This window comes from Bradyrhizobium sp. Kon69, from assembly GCF_055807515.1.
The window spans coordinates 1-22,977 of record NZ_JBVVOS010000032.1; the positions used below are offsets into that span (position 1 = coordinate 1).

Genomic DNA, 22,977 nt, shown 5'->3' on the forward strand with positions numbered 1-22,977 from the left:
TCGAGCGTCGTTCTGGTCATCGGCGCAACATGGCGGGAGGGGCCGATGGCGTCAACGCCAGGACAGCGCCAACATAGCACCCAGACTCAGAGCAAATCGGCATAGGACAGGAAACCCACGCTCTGCCCCGGCTCGACACGCGTAACCTCCTCATCGAGCTCGATGAGGCCGTCGGTGTCGACCAGAGAAGACAACAGCCCCGCCCCCTCGCGTGGAAACTTGATTGCCTCGAGTGCGCCGTCCTGCATGCGCCGCAAGGAGGCGCGAACATATTCGCGACGCCCCGCCTTCTTCTTGTAGGTGAACGCCGCGCGCACCGGGATCGGCAACGGCGGCGCCTGCAGGCTGCCCGCAAGCGCCAGCACAGTCGGCCGCACCACATGCACGAAAGTGACGAAACTCGCGACGGGATTGCCCGGCAATCCGATCAGCGGCGTGCCCTCGATGATGCCCATCGCCACGGGCCGTCCCGGCTTGATCGCCATCCGCCACAACACCAGCGAGCCGATGCTCTCGACTGCCGCCTTGACGTGATCCTCTTCCCCGGTCGATACGCCGCCGGTGGTGAGGATCAGATCGTGCGTGCCGGCGACTTGCTTGAGGCCATTCGCAAGCGAGATACGTTCGTCGCGCAAAATGCCGAGATCGCTGACGTCGCAGCCGAGCCGGCGCAGCATCGCCATCAGCATGAAGCGATTGGAATCGAACAGCTGCGAGGGCGCGCGCGGCTCGCCGGGCGAGGCCAGTTCGTCACCGGTCGAGAACACCGCGACGCGGATACGCCTGACGACGTCGAGCCTGACCAGGCCGAACGCCGCCGCGAGCGCGACATGCTGCGGCAGCAAGCGCTGGCCTGCGCGCAGCGCAATGTGGCCCTGGGGAATGTCCTCTCCCGCAGGGCGGACATTCGCACCCGGCTTCAGCCCCGGCGGCAGCACAATTCGGCCGGCATCGTCGACGCGGACGTCTTCCTGCATGAACACGGTTTCGGCATCCGGCGGCATCGGCGCGCCGGTGAAAATGCGCGCGGTGTGGCCGGCCTTGATCGGCGCCAGCGCCAGACCGCCGGCCTGGATGCGGCCATCGAGCGGGAGTGCCCGCTCGGCGCTATCAGGAAGATCTGCGTTGCGCACGGCGTAGCCATCAACAGCGGAATTGGTGAAGGGCGGCAATGGCAGCGGCGCCACGATATCTCGAGCCAGCACGCGCCCATCAGCGTCGATGAGCGCCACGGTTTCGAGATCGACAATCGCGTTGACGCGCGTCGTGATCAGGCCAACGGCCTCGTTGACCGACATCATCGGTCCGCCAAAGGCAAAACAATCGTCCGACAATTGCGCCATGGTGCCTCGTCAGCGCATCGCAGCGCTTTTCGCGACCGCTTCCTCGACCGGCATCGCCGCGCGCAGCAGCAATTCCGCGGCGGCGGCGATATCGTCGAGATGGACCGTCGGCAGTCGGGTTTCAATGGCGACATCGGCCGCGATCCCGAAAATGCCGGGATCATCGGGAAACAGCAACGGCTTGTCGTTGGCGGCGCGGTGCACCTCGATCTTGCGATGCGGCTCGCGCTTGAAACCCTCGACCACGACGAGATCGACGGCCGACAATTTGCTCAACAGTTCCGGCAGACGCGGCTCCGCCACTCCGCGCAACTCGTGCATGAGCGCCCAGCGATTTGACGAAGCAACCAGCACCTCGGCCGCGCCGGCCTCGCGATGGCGCCAGGAATCCTTGCCGGGCACGTCGACGTCGAACTGGTGATGCGCATGCTTGATGACAGAGACGCGCAAGCCAAGCGCATTGAAATGCGGGATCAGCCGCGTCAACAGCGTGGTCTTGCCCGCACCGCTCCAGCCTGCAAGGCCGATGACTTTCATTCCAGCTCCGTCTCCGCGAGCGACCCCGGTCCTTGATGGAACCACTCTCTCCTCTGTCATTGCGAGCGCAGCGAAGCAATCCAGGAATGCATCCACGGCGGCAGCCTGGATTGCTTCGCTTCGCTCGCAATGACGAATAGGCGGCATTTCGTTCTCTCGCCAGCATGCTTATATCGGCTTGACCCGAATGTCATGCTAACGTCGCGGCCATGATGAAAATCGACAAAGCCCCAGTGCCCCTGATCGTCCCTGACACGGACGACCCGCGCCTCACCGAGAGCGTGACCGGGACCGACCAGTCCGGCGCCAGGATCGAGATCAAGGTGCCGGTGGAGCGCCCGCTGACGCTCTACCTGAATTCGCAGGAGATCGTCACCATGATGACGATCGGCGACTATCCGGAATATCTGGCGCTGGGCTATTTGCTCAACCAGAACATGCTGAAGTATAATGACGCGGTGACCGAGGTCGAATACGACGACGACCTCCAGGTGGTGGTGGTGCGCACCGAGCACCACACCAATTTCGAAGCCAAGCTGAAGAAGCGCACGCAGACATCGGGCTGCGCGCAGGGCACCGCCTTCGGCGATCTGCTGGAGGCGGTCGAGAGCGTGGCGTTGCCGAAGGCGGAGCTGCGCACTTCCTGGCTCTACCAGATGACTCAGACCATCAACACCATGCCCTCGCTCTATCTGGAGGCCGGTGCGATCCACGGCTGCGTGCTGTGCAGAGAGGGCGAGCCGCTCTGCTACACCGAGGATGTCGGCCGTCACAACGCCGTCGACAAGATTGCGGGTTGGATGTACCGCCACGGCGTCGATGCATCAGACAAGATCCTCTACACCACGGGACGGCTCACCTCGGAGATGGTGATCAAGACGGTTCGCATGGGGATTCCGATTTTGGTGTCGCGCTCCGGCTTCACCGCCTGGGGCGTCGATCTCGCCCGGCAGGTGGGCTTGACGCTGGTCGGCCGCGCACGCGGTAAACGGTTCATCGCGCTGTCGGGAGCAGAGCGCATCGTCTACGACCAGAACCTCGCTTACGTCGAGGAGGAATCGGCCAAGCACAAGCGCAAGGGTGAAGGTGGTGACGATTAGCTTTCCGACCACGCAAGGCGTGCTGCTCGCCGGCGGCCTCGCGCGGCGCATGGGCGGCGGCGACAAGCCGATGCGCACCATCGGCGGCCGCACCATCCTGGAACGCGTGATCGCACGCCTGAAGCCGCAATGCAGCGGCCTGATCCTCAATGCCAACGGCGATCCCGCCCGCTTCGCCGCGTTCGGATTGCAGGTCGTCGCCGACGACGTGCCCGGCTTTCCCGGTCCGCTCGCCGGCATCCTTGCCGCGCTCGACTGGACCGCGGCGAACCGGCCTGAGGTGGAATGGCTGCTCAGTGCCGCCGGCGACTGCCCCTTCCTGCCGCGCGATCTCGTCGTGCGCTTGCATGACGAACGCATCGCGGCGAATGCCGAGCTCGCCGTGGCAGCATCAGGCGGCCAGTCGCATCCGGTGATCGGCTTGTGGCGGGTTGGCTTGCGCGACGAACTGCGTCACGCGCTGGTGGTCGAGGACCTCCGCAAGATCGACCGCTGGACCGCGCGTTATCCGCTCGCGACCGTGACGTGGCCGACGGAGCCGCTCGATCCGTTCTTCAATGCCAACACGGTCGAGGATATCGCGGAAGCCGAGCGGCTGGCCGCACTGGACGCGGCGTCCTAACCAAGCTCTACGCCGGCCGGAATCCAGCCCGCTCCAGCGCGGCGCGCGCTTCGTCCGAGCTGAGTGCGGCGAGAAAGGCCTGCACTGCAGGCCTCTGCTTGCGTGCTGCGACCAGCGCGAAGTCGTAGTGTTCCTCCGCGAGCGGAATGAAACCGAGGCCGACCGCATGGGCGACCGGCGCAATGGTCATGCCCCAGTCGGCGCGGTGCTGTGCGACCGCCGCGGCCACCGCGTTGTGCGAGCGTGGCTGGTTCCAATAGCCTTCCGGGCGCGCACCACCGAGCAACCGGTCGATCAGGATGCGCGTGCCGGCGCCCTGATTGCGGTTGACCATGATGCAGGAGGGATCAGCGAGCGCCGCGGCGACGGCGTCCTTCGCGCCGTGGCCTTCGAAACGCTTGTCGCCCTTGCGGAACACGATGCCCTGCATCCGTCGCCAGCCCGGCACGAGCTCGAGTCCTTCGACGAGATAAGGCGTATTGTAGGTCTCGCTCTTGTCGTCGAACAGATGGATCGGCGCCAGATCGCATTCGCCGCGCCGTGCCGCCGCAAGTCCGCCGAGACTGCCGACCGCAATCGAGCGCACGGTCAGGCCGGCATGCGCGAGTTGCGCCGTGACGAGATCGAGGCCGGTGCAATGGCTGCCGACGATGACGAGATCGGGCACCCGCACATGCGGCGTGAACAGCGTCACTTCGGCTTCGCTCCCGGCCGGCATCTGGTCGGCGAGCGCGTCGATGCGCAGAAAACCGTCAGCCTGCGCGAACGACGTGATCGCACCGGACCCCTTGCCGGAGGGATAGGCGATCAAGCCGTCCTTGCCTGCGACCAGCGAGACCATGACGAATTCGGTGCGGCCGAGCTCGGAAGCAATGCGCACCGGCACAGTCGCACTCACCCTGGCATCGGAGCGCGGTGGTAGCCCGGCCATCTTGCGCAGCACCGGCACGATCATGTCGTGAAAGGTGAACATCGCCGAGGTCGGAAAACCCGGCAGGATCACGACCGGTTTGCCGTCGCACACCGCAAGGCACAGCGGCTTGCCGGGCTTGAGCGCAATGCCATGCGCGATGATGCCGGGCTGGCCGAGCCGGCCGATGATGCGATGAGAGAGATCGCCCGCGCCTTTCGAGGTGCCGCCCGAGAGCACCAGCATGTCCGCGTCCGCCAGCGCACGCCGCATCGCGGCTTCGAGCTTGGCTTCATCGTCCGGAATGGCGCCGAGGAAAACCGCCTCACCGCCGTTCTCGTCGATCGCAGCAGTGACGATCGCGCCGTTGGTGTCGTAGATCGCAGCAGGCGCGAGCGCCTCGCCCGGCTGAACCAGTTCATCGCCGGTGGAGATCACGGCCACACGAGGTTTGCGCACGACGCTCACCTCGGCAAGGCCGCAAGCCGCCAGCATGCCGACCTCGCGCGAGCCGATGATCGTGCCGGCGCGCAGCAGCGCCTCGCCGCGCGCGATATCGGACCCTGCGTAGGATATGAATTGCCCGGGCAAGGCCGCGCGACGGACGTCGATCGCACCGGACTCCGCCGGCTGGGTATGCTCGACCATGACCACGGCATCGGCACCGCGCGGCAGCGGACCGCCGGTGGCGATCGGCGTTGCCGTTCCCGCGGCGACTTGCAGCGCCGGTACGGTGCCGCAGTGAATAGTCTCGCCATTCAGCCCGAGGCGCACCGGCGCACCTTCGCCGGCTGTCGCAAGGTCCGCTGAGCGCACCGCGAAGCCGTCGACATTGGAACGGTCGAACGGCGGCACGTCGATCGGCGCAGTGATGTCTTCAGCGAGCGACGCACCGAGCGCAGCACCGAGTTTGCGCGTTTCGCTCGAAAGAGCGCGGGGGAACAGCGCAGCCTCGAAGCGTGCCAGCGCCTCCTCGCGGGAAAGGATCTTGAGAAACTGTTCCTGTTCGAGCGCGCTGCGGACTTGCGATTGCGGGATCATGGTCATGCTAAACCCATATCATTCCCGCATCAGATAGGCATCGACCGGCGCGCCCGCTGCAAATCCCTCGTGACTGGCGGGAACAAGCAGCCATGCATCCGCGCGGGCAATTGCCTGGAGCGGCCATTCTCCTACCGCAAGTGGCGCCCACGCATGATGTTCCTCGGCCAGCAGGACCATTTCGGCGATGCCGACGCTGGATGCAATTTTTCGCGCAAGCGGCAACGTTACCTGTCGGCGCGGCAGCCGAGCCGACAGAAGGTCGACGAGCGGCAGCACGAGCGCGAGCCAGACCGCAAGCGCATGATCCGGCGATCCGGGCAAGGCGACAACAGGAATCCTTCCGAGCCGCCCGATCGCGGCGGTGCGTCCGGGCTGCAGCGCAAGACCATGAGCGAGCACGTCACCATGCTGGGTCAGAGCGGTGACCGCTGCATCGTTGCGACCGACACCGCTGCCGCCGATCGTCAGCAGGAGATCGCAGGGGGGCGCCCCGAACGCCTCCGCGATCGATTCCGCGTCGCGCGAACCGGCCTCGCTCGTTTGCACATCCAGTCCTGCGGTGCGTGCGATGTCCGCAATCAGATGCATGGTCAGCGTTGCACCTGGTACATTGATGATGCGCAGTCGCGGACGGCGCACGCTCAGCCGGTCCAGTCCGGCGGCGCGCGCGAGCAACAGAGCGGCAGGACCAAGCGGATTCCCCTCTGCCGCGACAGGCGTTCGTCCGTCGATATCGCTTCCCGCACGCCTGACGCCCTGCCCCGGCACGCCCTCCGCCAACACCTGGGCGAGCGGACCGGACACTTCGACTGCGTCGGCATCGAGCACGCAGTCGCATCCCGCCGGCATCGCGTCGCCGGCATCGACCCAGGCGGGCGCTGTTGCGAGAGGCAGCGGCGAATAGGAGGACGCGCCGACCAGATCATTGGCGCACAGCGCCCAGCCATCCGCAGCAGCGACGTCACGAGACGGTCGGGCTGGGAGCAGGGGATTGCCCGCCGCGATGCAGCCGGCCACTTCGCTCAGCGGCAACTCCACCGGCGCGAGCGGATCGAGCCCTGTCAGCAACGCGGCGAGCGCGGTGTCGAGCGGCGTCAGCGATGGCGGCAGGCGCTGAGTCATGCGCCATGATGGATCATGCATCGCCCGGTTTGGCAACCGCTCGCGATACGAACGTCAGCCGCCCGATTTGTCCGCATTGGGGAAGAACAGCTGCTGTCCGTCGACCTTGTATCCGGCAATCGCCGCCTGTCCGTCGGGCGAAATCAGCCAATCGACGAAGTCCTGCCCCAGCTCCTTCTTCACGTTCGGAAACTTCGCGGGGTTCACCAGCATCACGCCGTACTGATTGAGCAGACGCTTGTCGCCTTCGACCACGATGTCGAGATCGCCGCGCTCCCGAAAAGCGATCCAGCTGCCGCGGTCGGACAGCACATAGGCGTTCGCCACGCGCGCTGCATCAAGGGCGGAAGCCATGTCCTGCTTGGCCTCGCGGTACCAGGCACCCTTGGTGCGGGCGATGTCGATGCCGGCGACGATCCAGAGCGCGAGCTCCGCGGCATGCGTGCCCGAGCGGTCGCCCCGCGTCACGAACGGCGCGCCCTTGGCTTCGATCGCCTTCAGCGCGGTCGCGATGTCCTTGCCCTTGACGCCGGCGGGATCGCTCTTCGGCCCGATCAACACATAGTCGTTGTACATCACGTCGAAGCGCTTCGCGGCAAAACCGTGGGCGACGAATTTCTCCTCCTGCGGCCGTGCATGCATCAGCACGACGTCGACTTCGCCCCTTCGTGCCCCCTCGAGCACCTCGTCGGCGCGCCGCGCGATCACGGTCACCTCGATGCCGGTCTTGTCACGGAAGATCGGCAGCAGGTAATCGAGCAGGCCGGACTCCTGCGTCGCGGAGGTCGTGGCGAGCACGATGGCGCGGTCCTCCGCGGATGACGCCGCAACGCTCGCGGCGAGGCCGCAGAGAAGCGCGAGTGCAACGGAGAGGCGGCGGACGGCCATGATCGGGTTCCCACTGGCTATGACGCGATCATGATGATGATCGATTGCGCCGCACTCGTGACGCGTTTGCTCGTTGCAGCGTCGGATGCGGACAACAAAAGATAGAGCGCGCGTCAAACCACTACCGGCGACAGATTTTATCTGTCCGCGTCGCGCGCCGACGACTCGGGAAATCTCGGCAACGCGCGGAGCGGCATATGCCCATTGCAGTTGCGCGCGCGACTGCCCGCAGGATTGGCACCACGCGAGCGATTCAGGATCGTTCACCAAAGCAGAGATCGCGCGTGGGGATGTGTTGCAAAGCAGCGAGATGATCAGGCATGGTCGTCACGGACAAAACTTGAAATGCAGATTCCACCTGCGTCGAGCACCAAAAAGAAGCAAGAATTTGCATAGGAATGCAGGATGGAATTCCTGACGACCAGCGAAGCCGCCGACTATCTTCGGCTCGGCGAACGCAAGCTGTACGAACTCGTCACCACCGGTGCGATCCCATGCACCAAGGTGACCGGAAAGTGGCTCTTCCCGCGGCACGAGCTCGACCTCTGGGTGCTGTCCGGACTGGCGCGTCCGGCCGGCATGCTGATCGCTGAGCCGCCGCCGGTCGTCGGCGGCAGCCAGGACGAGCTGCTGGATTGGGGTCTGCGCGAATCCGGCTCGGGCCTGGGATCGATGAGCGAGGGCAGCGTGCGCGGGCTCGAGCGCTTGCAGCGGGACGAGGTGATGGCCGTGGCAATGCACTTCCACAGCCTCGATGCCGACGGCAATCTCGCCGCCGACGCCAATGTGACGGTCCTGCGTGACGCTCCGGACCTGCATGATGCATTGCTGGTCGCGTTCGTGCGTCGCGAGCAGGGTCTCGTGCTGCCGCCCGGCAATCCCAAGCGGCTGCGCGGCCTTTCGGACGTGCTCGCGCTCGGGGCCAGGATGGCGATGCGGCAACAGGGCACGGGCGCGCAGATGCTGCTCGATGTGCTGCTCAAGCGCGCCGGCGCCTCGACGCGCGATTTGCGCCGGATCGAGACGCCCGTTCTGACCGGGCCCGATCTCGCCGAGATCGTCCGCGCGGGACAAGCCGATTGCGGCATCGCGACGCGTGCGTCGGCGCGCTCGGCCGGCCTCGATTTCGTGCCGCTGGTCTGGGAGAATTTTGACCTCGCGATGCGGCAGCGCAGCTATTTCCGCCCCGCCATGCAGGGCCTGATCCGGTTCCTCAGCGAAAAGCGGTTGCTCCAGCGCGCCGAGGAGCTGACCGGCTACGATCCCTCCCCGGCCGGACAAATCCGCTTCGCCGCCTGACGTTGACGCCCGCCCCCAAATAGTTGCAAAAGAAACCAATTCAGCCGGGCCATACCCGGGGGCACACCGGCCAACGCGCCGGATCAGGGGAGGACAAGCATGAAGCCAACGAGATTTGGACTGCCGATTGCTGCCGGCGTTGCAGCAACGTTCCTGGCAGCGACATTCCTGGCGGCGCTGCTGCCGGGCGCCGCAATGGCGCAGGTGTCCGACGAAATCGTCAAGATCGGCGTGCTCACCGACATGAACGGTCCGGCCTCGGCGCCGACCGGCCAGGGCTCGGTGACGGCGGCGCAGATGGCGATCGACGATTTCGGCGGAACCGTGCTCGGCAAGCCGATCAGCATCGTCGTCGGCGACCACCAGCTCAAGGCCGACATCGGCGGCGCGATTGCGCGGCGCTGGTACGACGTCGACCAGGTCGATCTGATCGTCGACGTGCCGGTCTCCGCGGTCGGGCTTGCGGTGCAGAACATGGCCAACGAGAAGAAGCGGCTATTCATCACCCACTCCACCGGCACCGCGGATTTCCACGGCAAGTTCTGTTCGCCCTATGCGATCCAGTGGGTGTTCGACACCCGCGCGCTCGCGGTCGGCACCGCGGACGCGGTGGTCAAGCGCGGCGGCGACAGCTGGTTCTTCATCACCGACGACTATGCCTTCGGCCATTCGCTGGAGCGCGACGCCTCGGCGGTGGTGACCGCCAATGGCGGCAAGGTGCTGGGCTCGGTGAAGCCACCCTTGGCAACGCCCGACCTCTCCTCGTTCGTGCTGCAGGCGCAGGCCTCCAAGGCCAAGATCATCGGCATCGCGGCGGGTCCGCCGAACAACATGAACGAGATCAAGACCGGCTCCGAGTTCGGCGTGTTCAAGGGCGGCCAGCAGATGGCGGCGCTGCTGGCGCTGATCACCGACATCCACGGCCTCGGCTTGCAGGCTGCCCAAGGGCTGTTGCTGACGACCTCGTTCTATTGGGACATGGACGACAAGACCCGCGAATGGTCGAAGCGCTATTTCGCCAAGATGAACAAGATGCCCTCGATGTGGCAGGCCGGCGTCTATTCGAGCGTGATGCACTATCTCAACGCCATCAAGGAGACCGGCACCGACGATCCGCTCAAGGTCGCGGCGAAGATGCGGGAGAAGCCGATCGAGGATTTCTTCGCCCGCAACGGCAAACTGCGCGAGGACAATCTGATGGTGCACGACCTCTGGCTGGTGCAGGTGAAGACGCCGGAGGAGAGCAAATATCCGTGGGACTATTACAAGATCCTCACGACGATCTCGGGCGACAAGGCGTTCGGTCCGCCGGACCCGGCTTGTGCGATGGTGAAGAAGTGAGGGTGTAGCGAAGCCGCGCTGACGGTGCACCCTCTCCCCTTGCGGGAGAGGGTGGATTCGCGAAGCGAAGCCGGGTGAGGGGTTGTCTCCGCGAGTCCAGCTCGCTGTTGAGTTCGCGGAGAGATACCCCTCATCCGGCGCTTCGCGCCACCTTCTCCCACAGGGGGAGAAGGAAGGAAGCGTCCTACTTCACCACCCCGATCTCGCGAAAGTACTTCATCACGCCGGGGTGGATCAGCTCCGGCTTCGGCGCGGCCGCAACGGTGTTTGCCGCCGTGGTCTCGCAGGCCTGCGCGAGCTGCTTGCAGAATGTCGGCTCGACACCGTGAAGCGTCTTCGCCAGGCGATAGGCGACATCGTCGGGCAGATCTTCGCGCGTCAGCACAAAGCTCCAGGACCCGAGCGAGGCGATCGGCTCGGACTGCTTCGGGTAGCTGCCGGCCGGCACGGTGAGCGGCTTGAGGAACGCGTGCTTGGCACGGATGCGCGCGATCTCCTCGCTGTCAGGCGCGATGAAGCGCGCGCCTGACGCGCTCGAGGCTACCGCAGCAAAACCGGGCCAACCGATGCCGGCGCCCCAGAGGGCGGCGACGCGGCCGTCTTCGACCATCGCGGGGCCGTCGCCGGCGCGGTCGAGATAGACGGCCTTGAAATCCTCGTCCTGCTTCAACCCGAGACCATCGAGCACATAGCGCGCCAGGATCGGCAGGCCGGAGCCCTTGGCCCCGAATGCGACGGGCTGGCCGACGAGATCGCGAATGGTCTTGTAGGGACTGTCCGCGCGCACCACGAACATGCCGGGGTTTGAATAGATCGCGGTAAGAATCTTCAGCGCGACCTTCGCACGGCCGATGCCGGCGAAGGCCTCATAGGCCGGCTCACCCGCGACCAGAGCGAGGTCGAGCTCGCCCTTTTCCAAGAGCGGAATGTTCTCGTTGCTGCCCTTGGTGTTGCGCGGGGCGATGATCACTTGCGGATCGGCCGCGTTCATCGATTGCGCAAAGGCGTTGCCATAGAGCGGAAAGCCGCCGCCGGGCGTCGCGGTGCCCAAGCTGATCGTCAGGCTGGGAGTCGTGGTCGGAATGGCGTTGCCTCCGGTTTGAGCAGCGGCGGGGCTTGAAAGCAGCGCCGCGCCGAGAACAAGGGTGATCGCGAATCTCATGGTCGGTCCCGGCGGGGGCGCGTCAACATCGACTTGCGGCGATGTAGGCAGCGCCCCGATTTTGTGAAAGCATGCAGCCCAACGACAATAGAACAATGGGAGGCGTCATGTTGCGAATTTTGCGTAACAGTGTTTTCGGGCTGGTTTTCCTTTCAACGCTGTTGGGCGCCGCACCTCCCGCCTCCGCCGCTTATCCCGACCGCCCCGTGCACTGGATCATCGGCTTCTCCGCCGGCGGCCCGGTCGACATCGTGGCGCGGATCATGGCGAACTGGCTGTCGGACCGCTTCGGCCAGCAATTCATCGTCGAGAACCGCGCCGGCTCCGGCGGCAACATCGCGGCCGCTGCCGCGATCAACGCAACCCCGGACGGCTACACGCTGCTGTTCGTCGCGCCCAACAACGCGATCTCGACCTCGCTCTACAAGAAGCTGCCGTTCGACTTTTTGCGCGACACCGTGCCGGTCGCCAGCATCATGCAGCTTACCAACATGCTGGTGGTCTCCAACGCGTTTCCGGCGAAGACGGTCCAGGAGTTCATCGACTACTGCAAGGCCAATCCCGGCAAGATCTCCTTTGCCTCGTCCGGCAACGGCACCTCGGTGCACATGTCGGCGGAGCTGTTCAAGGTGATGACCAAGTGCGACATGGTGCACGTGCCCTATCGGGGATCTGCGATCGCGTTCCCCGACATCATCTCCAACAAGGTGCAGCTGATCTTCGACAACCTCCCCTCCGCGATGGAGCAGGCGAAAGGCGGCAACGTCCGCGCGCTCGGCGTCACCTCGCCGCAGCGCTGGCCGAGCGTGCCTGACGTGCCCGCGATCGCCGAGACGTTGCCCGGCTTCGAATCAGTCGGCTTCTACGGCATCTCCGCGCCGAAGGGCACGCCGGCCGACGTGATCGAGATCCTCAACAAGGCCGTCAACGAGGCGCTGAAGGACCCGAAGCTGGTCGCGCGCCTCACCGAGACCGGCGGCATCCCCAAGCCGATGACGCCGGCCGAGTTCGGCAAGCTGGTCACCGACGAGACCGAGAAGTGGCGCAAGGTGGTGGAGTTCGCCGGCGTGTCGGTGGACTAGGCCTGCGAAACTGCCGCCCGCCTGCGGCGCGCCAACGCGACATCGGAGGGGATCGGAAGACCCCTTCCAACAAAATGTGCGAAAACAACCCCATGCACAGTAGAAAGATCTTGGGATTACAAGGGGTTACAAAATCGAAAACCGGGCCCCCTGGCGCGATTGCCAGAGGGCGGGGGCGAAGGTGGCTTGCGCCGTCGGGCAAAACAGGACTATAGGGGCATCATCGCCAATTTCGGTTGTTCGAAAATCTTAGACCTTGCCGCGCCGGCATTTCCAACCGCCGGAGCCAGCATTGCACCCCCGCCTCCGTCCCTGTAAACGAACCGCGCACCGTTGCCGGCCGCAGCTTTCGCGGCCGTCTCGCGGCGGGGCCTGTAGCTCAATGGTTAGAGCCGGCCGCTCATAACGGTCTGGTTGCAGGTTCGAGTCCTGCCGGGCCCACCACGCTTCGCCCTGCGGGCTACGCGTGGCGCAGCCGCGCGGAGAACGAGAGCGAAGCGTGGTGTCCGGCGTAGCTTGAACGAAGTGAGAGCGAAGACGGACGAACTGCTGCGAGGCGGCAAAGGCGGCTATGGCGCGAAATATGCGAAGGCTGCCGTCCGAGAGCAGACGGTCGAAAGCCGATTCGCGCTTGCAACTCCAACGACCTTTTCGATAAATTTGCGACCATGACCTCCTTTGCTCAAGCCCCGGAGAAAAAGACTCGTACCCTGCGGTGGCTGCCCCTTGTTGCCGCTATTGCCGCGGTTACTCCTGCGGCTCCCTTTGCATGGGACAAGGACTTTGGCACGTTTCTGCTTCTCATCTCACTCTACTTGCCCGCGGTGGCATTGGTTTGCCTCGGACTCTGCATCTGGGCAGGAGTTGAGAGGAACTCACCCCGCGCACGTTCGATCGTCATCTCGCTGGTGGTAATGCTCACGCTGATCGGCGGAATCTTCTGGGCACTGCCGGCAGTGAAGGATGAACTTCGGTTTCTAGCCTGGTTACGCACTCACAAGGACGCACTGCAATGGTACGCAGACCGGGACTCGGTAATGCTTGATTGGGAAAGCTGGGGGATGGCAGGTATGGAAAACGACGCTTACCTAGTCTCGAACCCGGGCGATAACCTCACTCAGGACGGCAGAGCTTCGGAGTGGCTCCGCCACGTCGGATCGAGTTGCGAAATCGTTGCTTCGAAACGGATGCGTCGTGGAATCTATATCGTCACGACTTACAATTGTCCGCTCCAATAGGCGCCATACAGCCGTAGAGCGGAGACCATCGGGATTCAGGGTGACAGTGCACTCAATGCGAGGGCTCGAAAGACTTAAGTCCACCACCGTCACAGTAATGCCGCTCAAAGATCTGGCACAGGCCGCCTAGCGGTACTCACCTGCCTTCTTCGACCTTTTGACCGAGGACCGCGAGCCCATACGTGTAACCCCCCCCTTGCTCTCGCTCAGCGGTTGCGCTTGCATCGACTCTTTCGACGGGGGAATTTCAGCATGCGCATTTTAGTCTTGGTGGCGGCTTGCGCCGCGCTGACCGGCTGCATGACGGCTGGCGAAACGGTCTCATTCAAAGCTTCTAATCCACAGCAACAAGCTCTGATGAGGGATGGGCAGCCCGCTCTCGTCTCTCGGCAAAAGAGCTCCCTGGTTCTCGTTCGGCCGGCGTCCCGACAGCTCCAAGCGAACGGCCGGCCCGTGTTCGTGGTCGGCATCAACAATCTGAGCCGCCAGCCGGTCGAGTTTCGAGTCGGACAAGTTGAAGCCGTCCAACACGCCGCGGGGTCCGACTTCGAAATGAAGATCGTGACATATGAGATGCTTGTTCAAGAGGAGAAGAACCGGCAGGTCGCAGCTGCGCTTCTGACAGGGGTCGCGGCCGGCGCCAACGCTTACAGCGCATCGCGAGCTGGATATGGCACCTATACAACCCCAAGCGGTCGGACCGGCTCATTCTACAGCCCGACAGCCGCGGCGATCGCGCAAGGCAACGCGGCCGCGCAAAACGACGCGATGATTTCCGGGACCATCGAAGCAGGTCAACGCAACATGGCCGTGCTCGAGCAAGCGGTGATGAAGGACAATACGCTGCTGCCCGGCGAATGGTACGGCGGCCAACTGCACCTCGCGCCGCCCACCGAGCAGAATGGCGCGCAAAAGACCTATACCGTGGTGATCACCGTGGGATCGGACCGCCACGTGATCGATGTGGCGCAGGGAGCGCCCGGGGCGTGACAGGCACGGCTGAAGCGATATCGCAGACGGCAAGCAATGAAACCGTTCCGCTTTAGATTTGGCAGGTCTCAGGCTCAGCAGGTCTTTAACCTGTGAGTTAAATGCACTGTCACCCTAATGGCGCTGGAGTATGGCATCGCACAATCAAGCAAGTGCGGATAAGGCAGCGATTGAGTGAGACAATCGGGAAAGGTCACGGATGTAGCGCTGGCGGGGTAGATCACCGCTTGATTCCGGCAAGTGCCAGACGCTGCTATCCGGTTTTCATAGCGCTCTACTACCCGCGCTTACACATAATCACATCGGCGCGGGTTGAGCCCTTGTCGTCGCTGGCTATATTTGCCCGTCAGAGCCCCGCAGGGTAGCTTTTGCGGTGTATTCCCATCGGACTCCATAGGGACAGGGGATGGCCAACGACGGCAAGGACCTGCAACGCCTAATTCGCATCATCGAATCGGCGCGTGCGGCAGGGACAGATATCAAGATCGAGTCGCCTAAGTTCTTCACGGACAAGGTGACGGGACAACAGCGCGAGCATGACGTCGTGCTGACGATAACCCATGACCATCACGAACTGGTCGTCGCCCTTGAATGCCGGGATAGGTCACGGCCTGTCGGGGTCGAGGCGGTCGAGGCTTTTCACACGAAATGCAACGACACTAGCATTCACTCCGGCGTCATCGTTTCCACCAAGGGTTTCTACAAGACCGCGCGCACAAAGGCGCAGCACTATGGCATCCGCTGCCTGACGCTGGACGAGGTCGCGGGCTTCAATTGGTTCAAGCCCACCGATCTAAACGTCTTGTCGTGCGAGATGGTTCAGGCCCGGCTATTCGTCGCATTTGACCCGTATCTCGATGTGCAACTCTCAGACCTGCAAGTCTCAACCGGCGAGACCTTGACCAACGAAGCCATCAACGCGACGGCGTGCAGCTTTCTCGATACGAACCGGAAGAACTTGCCGAGGGAACTGGGCAAGCATGAGGTCCATACCGACATCGTGCCCGGATTCAGCACGGTGAAAGATGGCGTGACCCGCCACACCAGCCGCGTGGTTCTGACCATCGAATATGAAAATAAGATCACCCGCGCCCCGTTCCAGTTCCGCGATTACCGCGACGACGACAAGGACGGCCAGATTACCCAGTTTGCCGTCACAAATGTCTCTATCGGCAATTTCAAGGCGGACTTTGTCGCCTCCACCAATCCCGACGGCACTATAATTATCTCGGTTGTTCCAATCCCGAAAGAATGAAGCTTATGGCTCACCAGCGCGCATTTCCAGTCATCAAGGTCATTACCGACAATCCGTCACTGGTCATGATGTTCGGGTACTCGCAACCGCCGCTTCGCGAGTTTCGCCGCAACAGCTTCACGGGCGGATGGGAGCACATCGACGAGGTACTATTCACTATCCCCGAGCAATTGGCCACTCGGGCCATGATCGAACTCGTCTTGCTTTTCCGCACCCTGGACGACCATGAGGGTTTAGACGACGGCTCGCTGGGCCCACAGTTCGGAACGCTCTACCTCAAGAACGGATATATAAAGCCTCTCTCGATACGAGATGTCGCGAACAAGACCATTCACGCCAAGAAGATCGAGTGGGGATTTGACGACCCCAAGAAGCCTGTTCTCAAAACCACCGCGCATGACGAATCCCGAGAGAATTGGATCCACGCAGAGATCGACCTCAATACCTTCGCCGTGGGTTGCCGGATGATGACGGGCTAATGCCGATATCAAACAACAAGCCCCGTGACCACCATTACATTCCGGTCTTCTATTTGAAGCAGTGGCGCGGCCTCAACAAAAAGCTCATCGAGTACACGGTCAAGCACGGCAAACCCATTGCAAAGCCGGTCGGACCGAAGGGCACGGGCTTTCAAACCGATCTCTACGCATTCCCCGAGTTGCCGCCCGAAATGGCGCAGCACATTGAGGACGTGTTCCTAAAGTATGCGGACAACACCGCGTCTGTCGCTCACCAGATGCACCTCGCCGGCCAAGATATCTGGACCGCCGAACTCCGGAGCGGTTGGTCGCGCTTTCTCATCAGCCTCATCATTCGTCACCCTGACGTGATGGTGGACTTGCGAGCCGCCACCATGAAAAGCTGGAAAGACACAGAGACGTCAACGCAAGCAGAGTACGAGAAGACGAAAGAGCCGCACTATCCCGCGACCTTCGACGAGTACATTGCCGCTGTCGACCCGCTCATTCCCGTGAAGGTCAGCCTCAACGCGATCATCAAGGCATTCGACAATGAGAAGCTGGGCGCCCACATCAACAACATGTACTGGGCCGTCATCGACCTGAGCAAGGCCGTTCACCGATTACTGACTTCGGACCGACCGCTTCAATACGTGAACCTCAATAACTCCCAAGGCTTCATGGCTCTGCCAATCAGCCCGACAAAGCTATTCCTTGCGGCGAACAGTACTCAGTCGATCATGAACGTGCGCGGACAAAAGCCAGAGAAGGTCATCCGCGAGGTCAATCTCTTCGTCGTCTCGCGCGCCCGCCGATTTGTATTTGCTCAGGACGAGTCTCAAGAGAGCTTCATCAAGAAGCGCATTCATACAGCGATGGAGCCCACACCTTTGTTCCCGAGCTTTGGCGCGTAAAAGAGAATAGAAACCAAACAGGTATTACGGTGACAGTGCACTCAATTCGGATGAGTTGAATGCTTATCAATTAAATGCACTGTCACCATAATGCCCAAAGCGGTTACGAAACTGATTCCGAACGGCCTCATCCTTGCTTAGTACGCTGACCGCCTTATTACCGGTCTCGCGACCGCGCTCGCTGTCGGCTCCCGCCGTCATTTCCATGGCGGCGTTGCGATCACTGCCTTGAAAGCGGGGCCATCTTTCCGGCCGCGGCTTCGCCTTGGCGGAGGCGGACCATCGCTCCGCGCTGGCGCTCCATAATAAAAATTTGGAATGTCAACCCGCTCTGGGCGTTCGATGGCAGAGGGCCCGGGTTTCGAACCCAAAAACGCGGCTTTTCCGTCGGCGGTGTACTGGTATCCTCAAAAGCTCTTTGGAGTCGAACCGTGGGTGTGCCCTTCACCAAATTTTCCGGTGGACCGGCTGATTTTGTTGGTGCCAGACATGGTCAGGATCACCACACTCCCGCTGCGACACGCGATGTCCGCGGGCGCTTCCAGCGGCGGATGTGTGGCGCCGCTTCGGCCTCTCTCATGTCGGGACCGATGATGCGAAAGCTTCTGGCGATTTTGGTGATCTCGTGCTGGGCCAGTTTGGCTTACGCACAAAAGGCCGACCTCATTGTCACGAACGCAAAGCTCGTGACGCTCGATCCCGCATCGACGATCGCGCAGGCTCTCGCAGTCCGCGACGGCAAGATCGTCGCGATTGGCGGCAACGATGCCATGGAAGGCCTGATCGGGCCCGCGACGCGCCGTGTCGACGCAGGTGGACGCACCATCATTCCGGGATTGATCGATTCCCATATTCACGCGGTGCGCGCCGGCCTCACCTACGCAACCGAGGTCAACTGGATCGGCGCAAAGACGATTCCCGAGGCCATGGAACGCTTGGCCCAGGCGGCAAAGGCGCGCCCGGCGTCCTGGATCATCGTGGCCGGTGGCTGGAGCGAATTGCAATTTGCGGAGAAGCGGCGGCCAACGCTCGCCGAGGTGATGGCGGCCGTTCCCGACAATCCGGCTTACATCCAGCTGTTCTATTCGGCGGTGCTGATGACGCCAAAGGCGCAGCAAGCGCTCGGGATGTCCGCGGATCAGTTGCCGGCCGGTATCACGGCCGCATCGGGCGACGCCACGGGCTGGCTCAACGGCTCCATTGTCAGTATCTCCGCGCTGTTCGATCGGCTGCCTCGGCCGAATTTCGAAGAGAATGTCGCCGGGACCCGGCAGTTCTTCACGGAGCTCAATCGTCTTGGCGTGACCGGGATCGTGGATCCCGGCGGCTTCAGCATTTATCCCAGCCATTACGCCGCCTTGCAAAAGCTCTGGCGTGAAAAATCGCTTTCGGTTCGGGTTACCTACAGCCTGTTCGCCCAGAATGTCGGCGCGGAATTCGAGGAGTACAAGTCTCTCACGCCCTTCCTGCCGATGGGATTTGGCGACGACATGCTGCGGTTCAACGGACTAGGCGAGCGGATCACCGGCGCCATGTACAACAACAATGCGCCCGACGCGGCCGCCAAGGACAAGTTTCGCGAGATCATTCGCTGGGCGGCCAAGCAAGGGCTGACGGTCACCATCCACTGGCAGGAAGACAAATCCGTCCATCACCTCCTGGACCTCTATGACGAGGTCAACAAGGAGACGCCGCTCGCGCCGTTGCGCTGGTCCATCGCCCATCTCGACAACACCTCGCCCGAAACGCTCGCGCGCATGAAAGCCCTTGGCGTCGGCTGGACCATGCAGGACGCGATGTATCTCGGCGGCGACGGTATCGTGGCGCAGGCCGGCGAAGCCGCGCGCAGCATGCCACCCCTCGTCACGGCGTTGCGCATGGGGGTCCATGTCGGGGCCGGCACGGATGCGCATCGGGTCGCATCGTACAATCCGTTCGTGGCGCTGCAATGGATGCTCGACGGCAAGACCGTCGGCGGACTCTCGACGCGCGGCCCGGACGAAACACCCAGCCGCGAAGATGCCTTGCGCCTCTACACCGTGGGAAGCGCGTGGTTCTGCTTCGACGAGACGCGGCGCGGCACGTTGGAGACCGGCAAGCTCGCCGACTTCGCGATTCTCGATCGGGATTTCATGTCCGTCCCCGTCGAGCAAATCGGCGCCACGGCGTCCCTGCTGACGGTCGTGGGCGGCAAAATCGTCTACGCAGCGGATGCTTTCGCGAGCGCAAAATAGAAGCTGGAGGGCGACCGTGCTGCTCTCACGAAATCTTTGCCTGTTGTCCATTGCAGCGACATGCTCTCGGCCCACACATGCAGCTTCGGCGGCCGAGCCGGATGGCATACCAATCTCGCCGCCTGCTATCCCTGCGGCGATATCGTGATTGTGCACTCAGTGAGCCCGCCCCCTTTTGGGGTACGAAGACTTTTAACTAAGTGCACTGTCACCGTAATCCCTTTGTAAAAACGTGAATGAAAATCTACGCGGCACGACGAGACGTGTTCACCTCGTGCGCGGCTGCCTTTCTGAAGCTGTGACGGCGAGACCCTCGCCGAAAACGCACATAGACCCCCGCCGCATACCGGCCCATATTACCCAGGCATCACTTTGTTCGACGAGCAAGGGAGCCACCGCATGTACGCCAACATTCTCTTGAGCACGGACGGATCGGACGTCGCGACGAAGGGCGTTGAGCATGGCATTTCCCTGGCGAAGGCCTTGAACGCCAGGCTGACGATCATCACTGTGACGGAAGCACTGCCGATCGACTATGGGGGCGGACACGACTCGGGATGGATTCCGACGCAGGACGAGATCGATAGCTTTGACGCGGCCTGCAAGGTCCGTGCGGGCAAGGTGCTCGATCAAGCGCGCGCGATGTCGGAGCAGATCGGCGCGCCTGCAGAATTCTTGCACGTTCCGAATGCGCACCCGGCGACTGCGATCATTGAAACAGCCAAGCTCGGGGGATACGACCTGATCGTCATGGCCTCTCATGGACGACGCGGCCTCAGGAAGCTGTTTTTGGGCAGCCAGACATCCGAGGTCCTGGTGGACGGCAGCGTCCCGGTGCTGGTGGTGCCGAAGCCGGCATCAGTGTAGGGATTATTGGCACCACTCAGCTGATCCGCTGAACGAGGGGCGACGCGTGGTGTGCGGCGCAGCCTGAACCAGGTGAGAGCAACTAAATCCCCGATCCGGCATTATCCCCGCGACCCGTTTCGCGGAGGTCTCACGATGGAAGACCAGAATCGGATGACCCTGGTTTTGAGTGCTGTCGCCCTCGCCGTTGCCGTCGTGGCCACGATCACGATGGAGCGCGTCAACATGCCTGCGGTCAGCAACGACGCAGCTCCCGGAACAGTCGGTCTCGCCAGGCCGCACCCATCGCTGGACCGTGCGGCCGGTGAGCCGATCCAGACGGTCGGCGGCCCCTCCAACGCGAGTATTCGCGGGCGTCCCTGACCGAACGCCGGGATCAGGGCACAGCACTCTTGATGATTTCTGCCGCTTTCACGGGTTCAATATCCTATACAAGGCGCCCGTCCCCCCACCGCGGCAGGAGCCATCCATGACCAGTGAAAAAGGCCCTAACATCAAGAAGAAGCAGAAATGCAAGAACTGCGAAGGCAAAGGCCTGCTCAAGAAGGGCGACAAGGTGGTGAAGTGCCAGCGCTGCAAGGGCACGGGCGTGCGGTAATGATGAGGTGACGCCGCCCGGCTGCGCTAATTCGTGCAGACCCCGCCGGCAAAATGCTTCTCGACGATGTATTTCGAATGCACCACGATCGGCTCGACCAGCTCGAAGTCGGTAGCGCCGCCGACGTAGAATGTGCGGTCGGCCCCCTGCATGCGGGCGAGGTCGGCATAGATGCCGGTCTTGATCTGGTCCGGCGTGAAGTGCTGGAAGTAGGTGAACTCGTCGAACGTGTGCCAGCGCGGCTGGCTGGTGTCGATCGTGCCGCCGAGCAGTTTGGTCAGGCGCTTGACCTCCGCGATGACCTCGTCGCCGGTCTGCTTGTCCCTGGGGCGGGTGTAGAACTGCGTGAACATGTTGCCGCTGTCCTGAAACTGCCGCGCGACCGCCCATGGCGTGCCCTGTTCGGTGAGCGGCAGCACCGGCGCGACCGGCGCCTCCATCTTCATGTCGATCCAGAACGTCGTCATGCAATACGGATTGAACTTGATCTCGTGATTCACTTTCTGCTCCGCGGCATTGGGAGCAAGGCCGAGCTGCGCGAACACGTCCGTCGTCAACGGACAGGCGAGCACCAGATAGTCATAGAGCTTGCTGTCCTTGACGATCTTGAGGTCGTTCAGGTCCTGCTCGGGATACTCCATGTCGATCCGGACGCCGGCCGCCGTGCGCTCGATTTTGGTGATGTTGACGTTGAGCCGGACGTTGAGGCGCCAGGACACCCGTTCCCACAGCCGCTGAAACCCGTCGGTGAAGCGCCGCGGCCAGCTCCCGATGATCCAGTTGACCGGGCCGAGCCCGAACACCATCGGAAAGAACGTCCGGACCGACATGTAGCGCAGCGCGTAGGGCGTCGCGATGTCGTCGAGCTGGCCATAGCCCATGATCGTGATCGGAAACTGGAACAGGGTGGCGAGCGGCATCAGATCCTGTTTTGCGAGCCAGGACTTGAAGTCGACGCAGAGCTCGGGGCGCTCGTGGATCTTGTCGAGATAGTCAGGCGCGTCGATGACGCCGCTGAGCTGCCACCGGATATAGAGATATCGAACCGCCGCCCAGAGGAAGGTCCACACCGAGATCGTGGACTTGGTGTAGGGATCGTAGAGCACGGCCTTCATGAGCGATCGGTATGTGAAGCTGTTGCCATCAGGCGCGATGTCGATCGAGGTATAGGGCTCCTCGGCATAGGTGGTCGCGCCGACCTCGGCCGCGATCGCCAGCGTCTCCTGGTAGGCCCAGGTGACGTAATTGGCACCGAGGTCATAGCTCATGCCGTCGACGGTGAGACTCTTGCAGAGCCCGCCAATCTGGCCGAGCTTCTCGAGCACCGTGACGTTGTGAAACCCGTTCTTCGACAGGAACCATGCGGTCGACAGGCCCGCCGGGCCCGCGCCGATGATTGCAATGGTCGCGTGGCAGTCGACGGCGTCGATGCGGGTCATGGGTTTTCCAGGTGAAGCGCGGATGTGTCGGGCCGATCCCGGGACGATGACGCCGTGACGCGGCGGCATCGTTCAACTTGAGATCGACCATGAGCCGACATGCATACTGCTGGTTTTCCAGAGGCCGCGCAAGCTCTGGTTGTGATCAATTCCGCAGTCCCGCAAGTGGGGCGGTCTCGCCGAGTGCAACCTCGATTGGCACTTCCTGCGGCAAGGCGCGTTGCGGTCTTTTCGAAGGAGATGCAGATGGCCAAGACCGACGCGCAAGGCGCCAAGACCGGGACATCGACCGGGACATCGGCGACGGATTCGGCAGCGCTCAACCCCGGCGATGAAGCCGCACCGGGAACGACGGGCACGGGCGAAGATGTGTGCCCCGATTGCCATGGCAAGGGGCGGATCGACGGCGCGCCCTGCGCGACGTGCGGCGGGAGCGGGACCGTGATCCGGGCCGTCGGCGGGGCCTGAGCAAAGCGCGGGAGCGCGGTGCTTGCACCGGGCCTTGGCTTTCGATCGCAGCTTCATTGTTCCAGC

General features: G+C 63.0%; 22 protein-coding genes and 1 tRNA gene. 16 read left to right on the forward strand and 7 right to left on the reverse strand.

From position 1 onward, the window contains the following. Nucleotides 1-86: 86 nt before the first annotated feature. Nucleotides 87-1,343 carry a molybdopterin molybdotransferase MoeA gene (locus tag AC0L3U_RS32310; RefSeq protein WP_473364421.1) on the reverse strand — a complete coding sequence of 419 codons (1,257 nt, stop codon included), beginning with the start codon at nt 1,341-1,343 and terminating at the stop codon, nt 87-89. 9 nt (nt 1,344-1,352) lie between these two features. Next, on the reverse strand, nt 1,353-1,880 hold the full coding sequence (gene mobB, locus AC0L3U_RS32315; RefSeq protein ID WP_473364422.1) for a molybdopterin-guanine dinucleotide biosynthesis protein B: 528 nt from the start codon (nt 1,878-1,880) through the stop codon (nt 1,353-1,355). A 209-nt stretch (nt 1,881-2,089) separates the two neighbouring features. Here mobB and fdhD point away from each other — a divergent pair, with 209 nt between their 5' ends. After that, complete coding sequence (gene fdhD, locus AC0L3U_RS32320) at nt 2,090-2,980, forward strand: formate dehydrogenase accessory sulfurtransferase FdhD (RefSeq protein WP_473364423.1); 891 nt, start codon at nt 2,090-2,092, stop codon at nt 2,978-2,980. Continuing rightward, on the forward strand, nt 2,967-3,602 hold the full coding sequence (mobA, locus tag AC0L3U_RS32325; protein WP_473364424.1) for a molybdenum cofactor guanylyltransferase MobA: 636 nt from the start codon (nt 2,967-2,969) through the stop codon (nt 3,600-3,602). The genes fdhD and mobA overlap by 14 nt, the downstream gene beginning before the upstream one ends. Nucleotides 3,603-3,609: 7 nt before the next feature. Here mobA and AC0L3U_RS32330 read toward each other — a convergent pair whose 3' ends face one another. The 3 genes from AC0L3U_RS32330 to AC0L3U_RS32340 are packed head-to-tail and all read right to left on the reverse strand — an operon-like array spanning nt 3,610 to nt 7,566. Then, complete coding sequence (locus tag AC0L3U_RS32330) at nt 3,610-5,559, reverse strand: molybdopterin biosynthesis protein (RefSeq protein ID WP_473364425.1); 1,950 nt, start codon at nt 5,557-5,559, stop codon at nt 3,610-3,612. A gap of 12 nt (nt 5,560-5,571) precedes the next feature. After that, on the reverse strand, nt 5,572-6,678 hold the full coding sequence (locus tag AC0L3U_RS32335; RefSeq protein WP_473364426.1) for a molybdopterin-binding protein: 1,107 nt from the start codon (nt 6,676-6,678) through the stop codon (nt 5,572-5,574). 54 nt (nt 6,679-6,732) lie between these two features. Continuing rightward, the gene (locus AC0L3U_RS32340; RefSeq protein WP_473364427.1) at nt 6,733-7,566 is read right to left on the reverse strand and encodes an ABC transporter substrate-binding protein; all 834 of its coding nucleotides are present in this window, start codon (nt 7,564-7,566) and stop codon (nt 6,733-6,735) included. Nucleotides 7,567-7,971: 405 nt separating this feature from the next. Here AC0L3U_RS32340 and AC0L3U_RS32345 point away from each other — a divergent pair, with 405 nt between their 5' ends. Beyond that, nucleotides 7,972-8,865: a substrate-binding domain-containing protein gene (locus AC0L3U_RS32345; RefSeq protein ID WP_473364428.1), complete on the forward strand. Its 894-nt coding sequence runs from the start codon at nt 7,972-7,974 to the stop codon at nt 8,863-8,865. 99 nt (nt 8,866-8,964) lie between these two features. Next, the gene (locus AC0L3U_RS32350) at nt 8,965-10,206 is read left to right on the forward strand and encodes an ABC transporter substrate-binding protein (RefSeq protein ID WP_473364429.1); all 1,242 of its coding nucleotides are present in this window, start codon (nt 8,965-8,967) and stop codon (nt 10,204-10,206) included. Between the two features lie 184 nt (nt 10,207-10,390). Here AC0L3U_RS32350 and AC0L3U_RS32355 read toward each other — a convergent pair whose 3' ends face one another. Continuing rightward, entirely contained in the window at nt 10,391-11,368 is a 978-nt protein-coding gene (locus AC0L3U_RS32355) for a TAXI family TRAP transporter solute-binding subunit (protein WP_473364430.1), read from the reverse strand. Nucleotides 11,369-11,475: 107 nt separating this feature from the next. On the opposite strand from AC0L3U_RS32355, the gene AC0L3U_RS32360 reads away from it, so the two are divergent. The 11 genes from AC0L3U_RS32360 to AC0L3U_RS32410 all read left to right on the forward strand — a co-directional run bounded on the left by AC0L3U_RS32360 (nt 11,476) and on the right by AC0L3U_RS32410 (nt 21,004). Further along, nucleotides 11,476-12,450, forward strand: a complete 975-nt coding sequence (locus tag AC0L3U_RS32360; protein ID WP_473364431.1) for a Bug family tripartite tricarboxylate transporter substrate binding protein — start codon at nt 11,476-11,478, stop codon at nt 12,448-12,450. A 368-nt stretch (nt 12,451-12,818) separates the two neighbouring features. Continuing rightward, nucleotides 12,819-12,894 (forward strand) — tRNA-Ile (locus AC0L3U_RS32365). 224 nt (nt 12,895-13,118) lie between these two features. Then, a complete protein-coding gene (locus AC0L3U_RS32370) occupies nt 13,119-13,688 on the forward strand; it encodes a hypothetical protein (protein WP_473364432.1) in 570 nt (189 codons plus the stop codon). A 252-nt stretch (nt 13,689-13,940) separates the two neighbouring features. Then, nucleotides 13,941-14,678 (forward strand): hypothetical protein, encoded by a 738-nt coding sequence (locus AC0L3U_RS32375; protein ID WP_473364433.1) that lies wholly within the window; start codon nt 13,941-13,943, stop codon nt 14,676-14,678. A 406-nt stretch (nt 14,679-15,084) separates the two neighbouring features. Then, entirely contained in the window at nt 15,085-15,933 is an 849-nt protein-coding gene (locus tag AC0L3U_RS32380; RefSeq protein WP_473364434.1) for a restriction endonuclease, read from the forward strand. Nucleotides 15,934-15,938: 5 nt separating this feature from the next. Next, nucleotides 15,939-16,412, forward strand: coding sequence for a hypothetical protein (locus AC0L3U_RS32385; protein ID WP_473364435.1), 474 nt, complete (start codon nt 15,939-15,941; stop codon nt 16,410-16,412). Then, nucleotides 16,412-17,305, forward strand: a complete 894-nt coding sequence (locus tag AC0L3U_RS32390; protein WP_473364436.1) for a DUF4238 domain-containing protein — start codon at nt 16,412-16,414, stop codon at nt 17,303-17,305. The genes AC0L3U_RS32385 and AC0L3U_RS32390 overlap by 1 nt, the downstream gene beginning before the upstream one ends. Nucleotides 17,306-17,883: 578 nt before the next feature. Next, nucleotides 17,884-19,539, forward strand: coding sequence for an amidohydrolase (locus tag AC0L3U_RS32395; RefSeq protein ID WP_473364437.1), 1,656 nt, complete (start codon nt 17,884-17,886; stop codon nt 19,537-19,539). Between the two features lie 399 nt (nt 19,540-19,938). After that, on the forward strand, nt 19,939-20,406 hold the full coding sequence (locus AC0L3U_RS32400; RefSeq protein WP_473364491.1) for a universal stress protein: 468 nt from the start codon (nt 19,939-19,941) through the stop codon (nt 20,404-20,406). Between the two features lie 135 nt (nt 20,407-20,541). After that, the gene (locus AC0L3U_RS32405; RefSeq protein WP_473364438.1) at nt 20,542-20,769 is read left to right on the forward strand and encodes a hypothetical protein; all 228 of its coding nucleotides are present in this window, start codon (nt 20,542-20,544) and stop codon (nt 20,767-20,769) included. Between the two features lie 106 nt (nt 20,770-20,875). Beyond that, the gene (locus AC0L3U_RS32410) at nt 20,876-21,004 is read left to right on the forward strand and encodes a hypothetical protein (protein ID WP_007600646.1); all 129 of its coding nucleotides are present in this window, start codon (nt 20,876-20,878) and stop codon (nt 21,002-21,004) included. Nucleotides 21,005-21,030: 26 nt separating this feature from the next. On the opposite strand, the gene AC0L3U_RS32415 is transcribed toward AC0L3U_RS32410, so the two are convergent. Further along, nucleotides 21,031-22,443, reverse strand: a complete 1,413-nt coding sequence (locus tag AC0L3U_RS32415) for an FAD-dependent oxidoreductase (RefSeq protein ID WP_473364439.1) — start codon at nt 22,441-22,443, stop codon at nt 21,031-21,033. 246 nt (nt 22,444-22,689) lie between these two features. Here AC0L3U_RS32415 and AC0L3U_RS32420 point away from each other — a divergent pair, with 246 nt between their 5' ends. Next, entirely contained in the window at nt 22,690-22,911 is a 222-nt protein-coding gene (locus tag AC0L3U_RS32420) for a hypothetical protein (protein ID WP_473364440.1), read from the forward strand. Nucleotides 22,912-22,977: the final 66 nt, after the last annotated feature.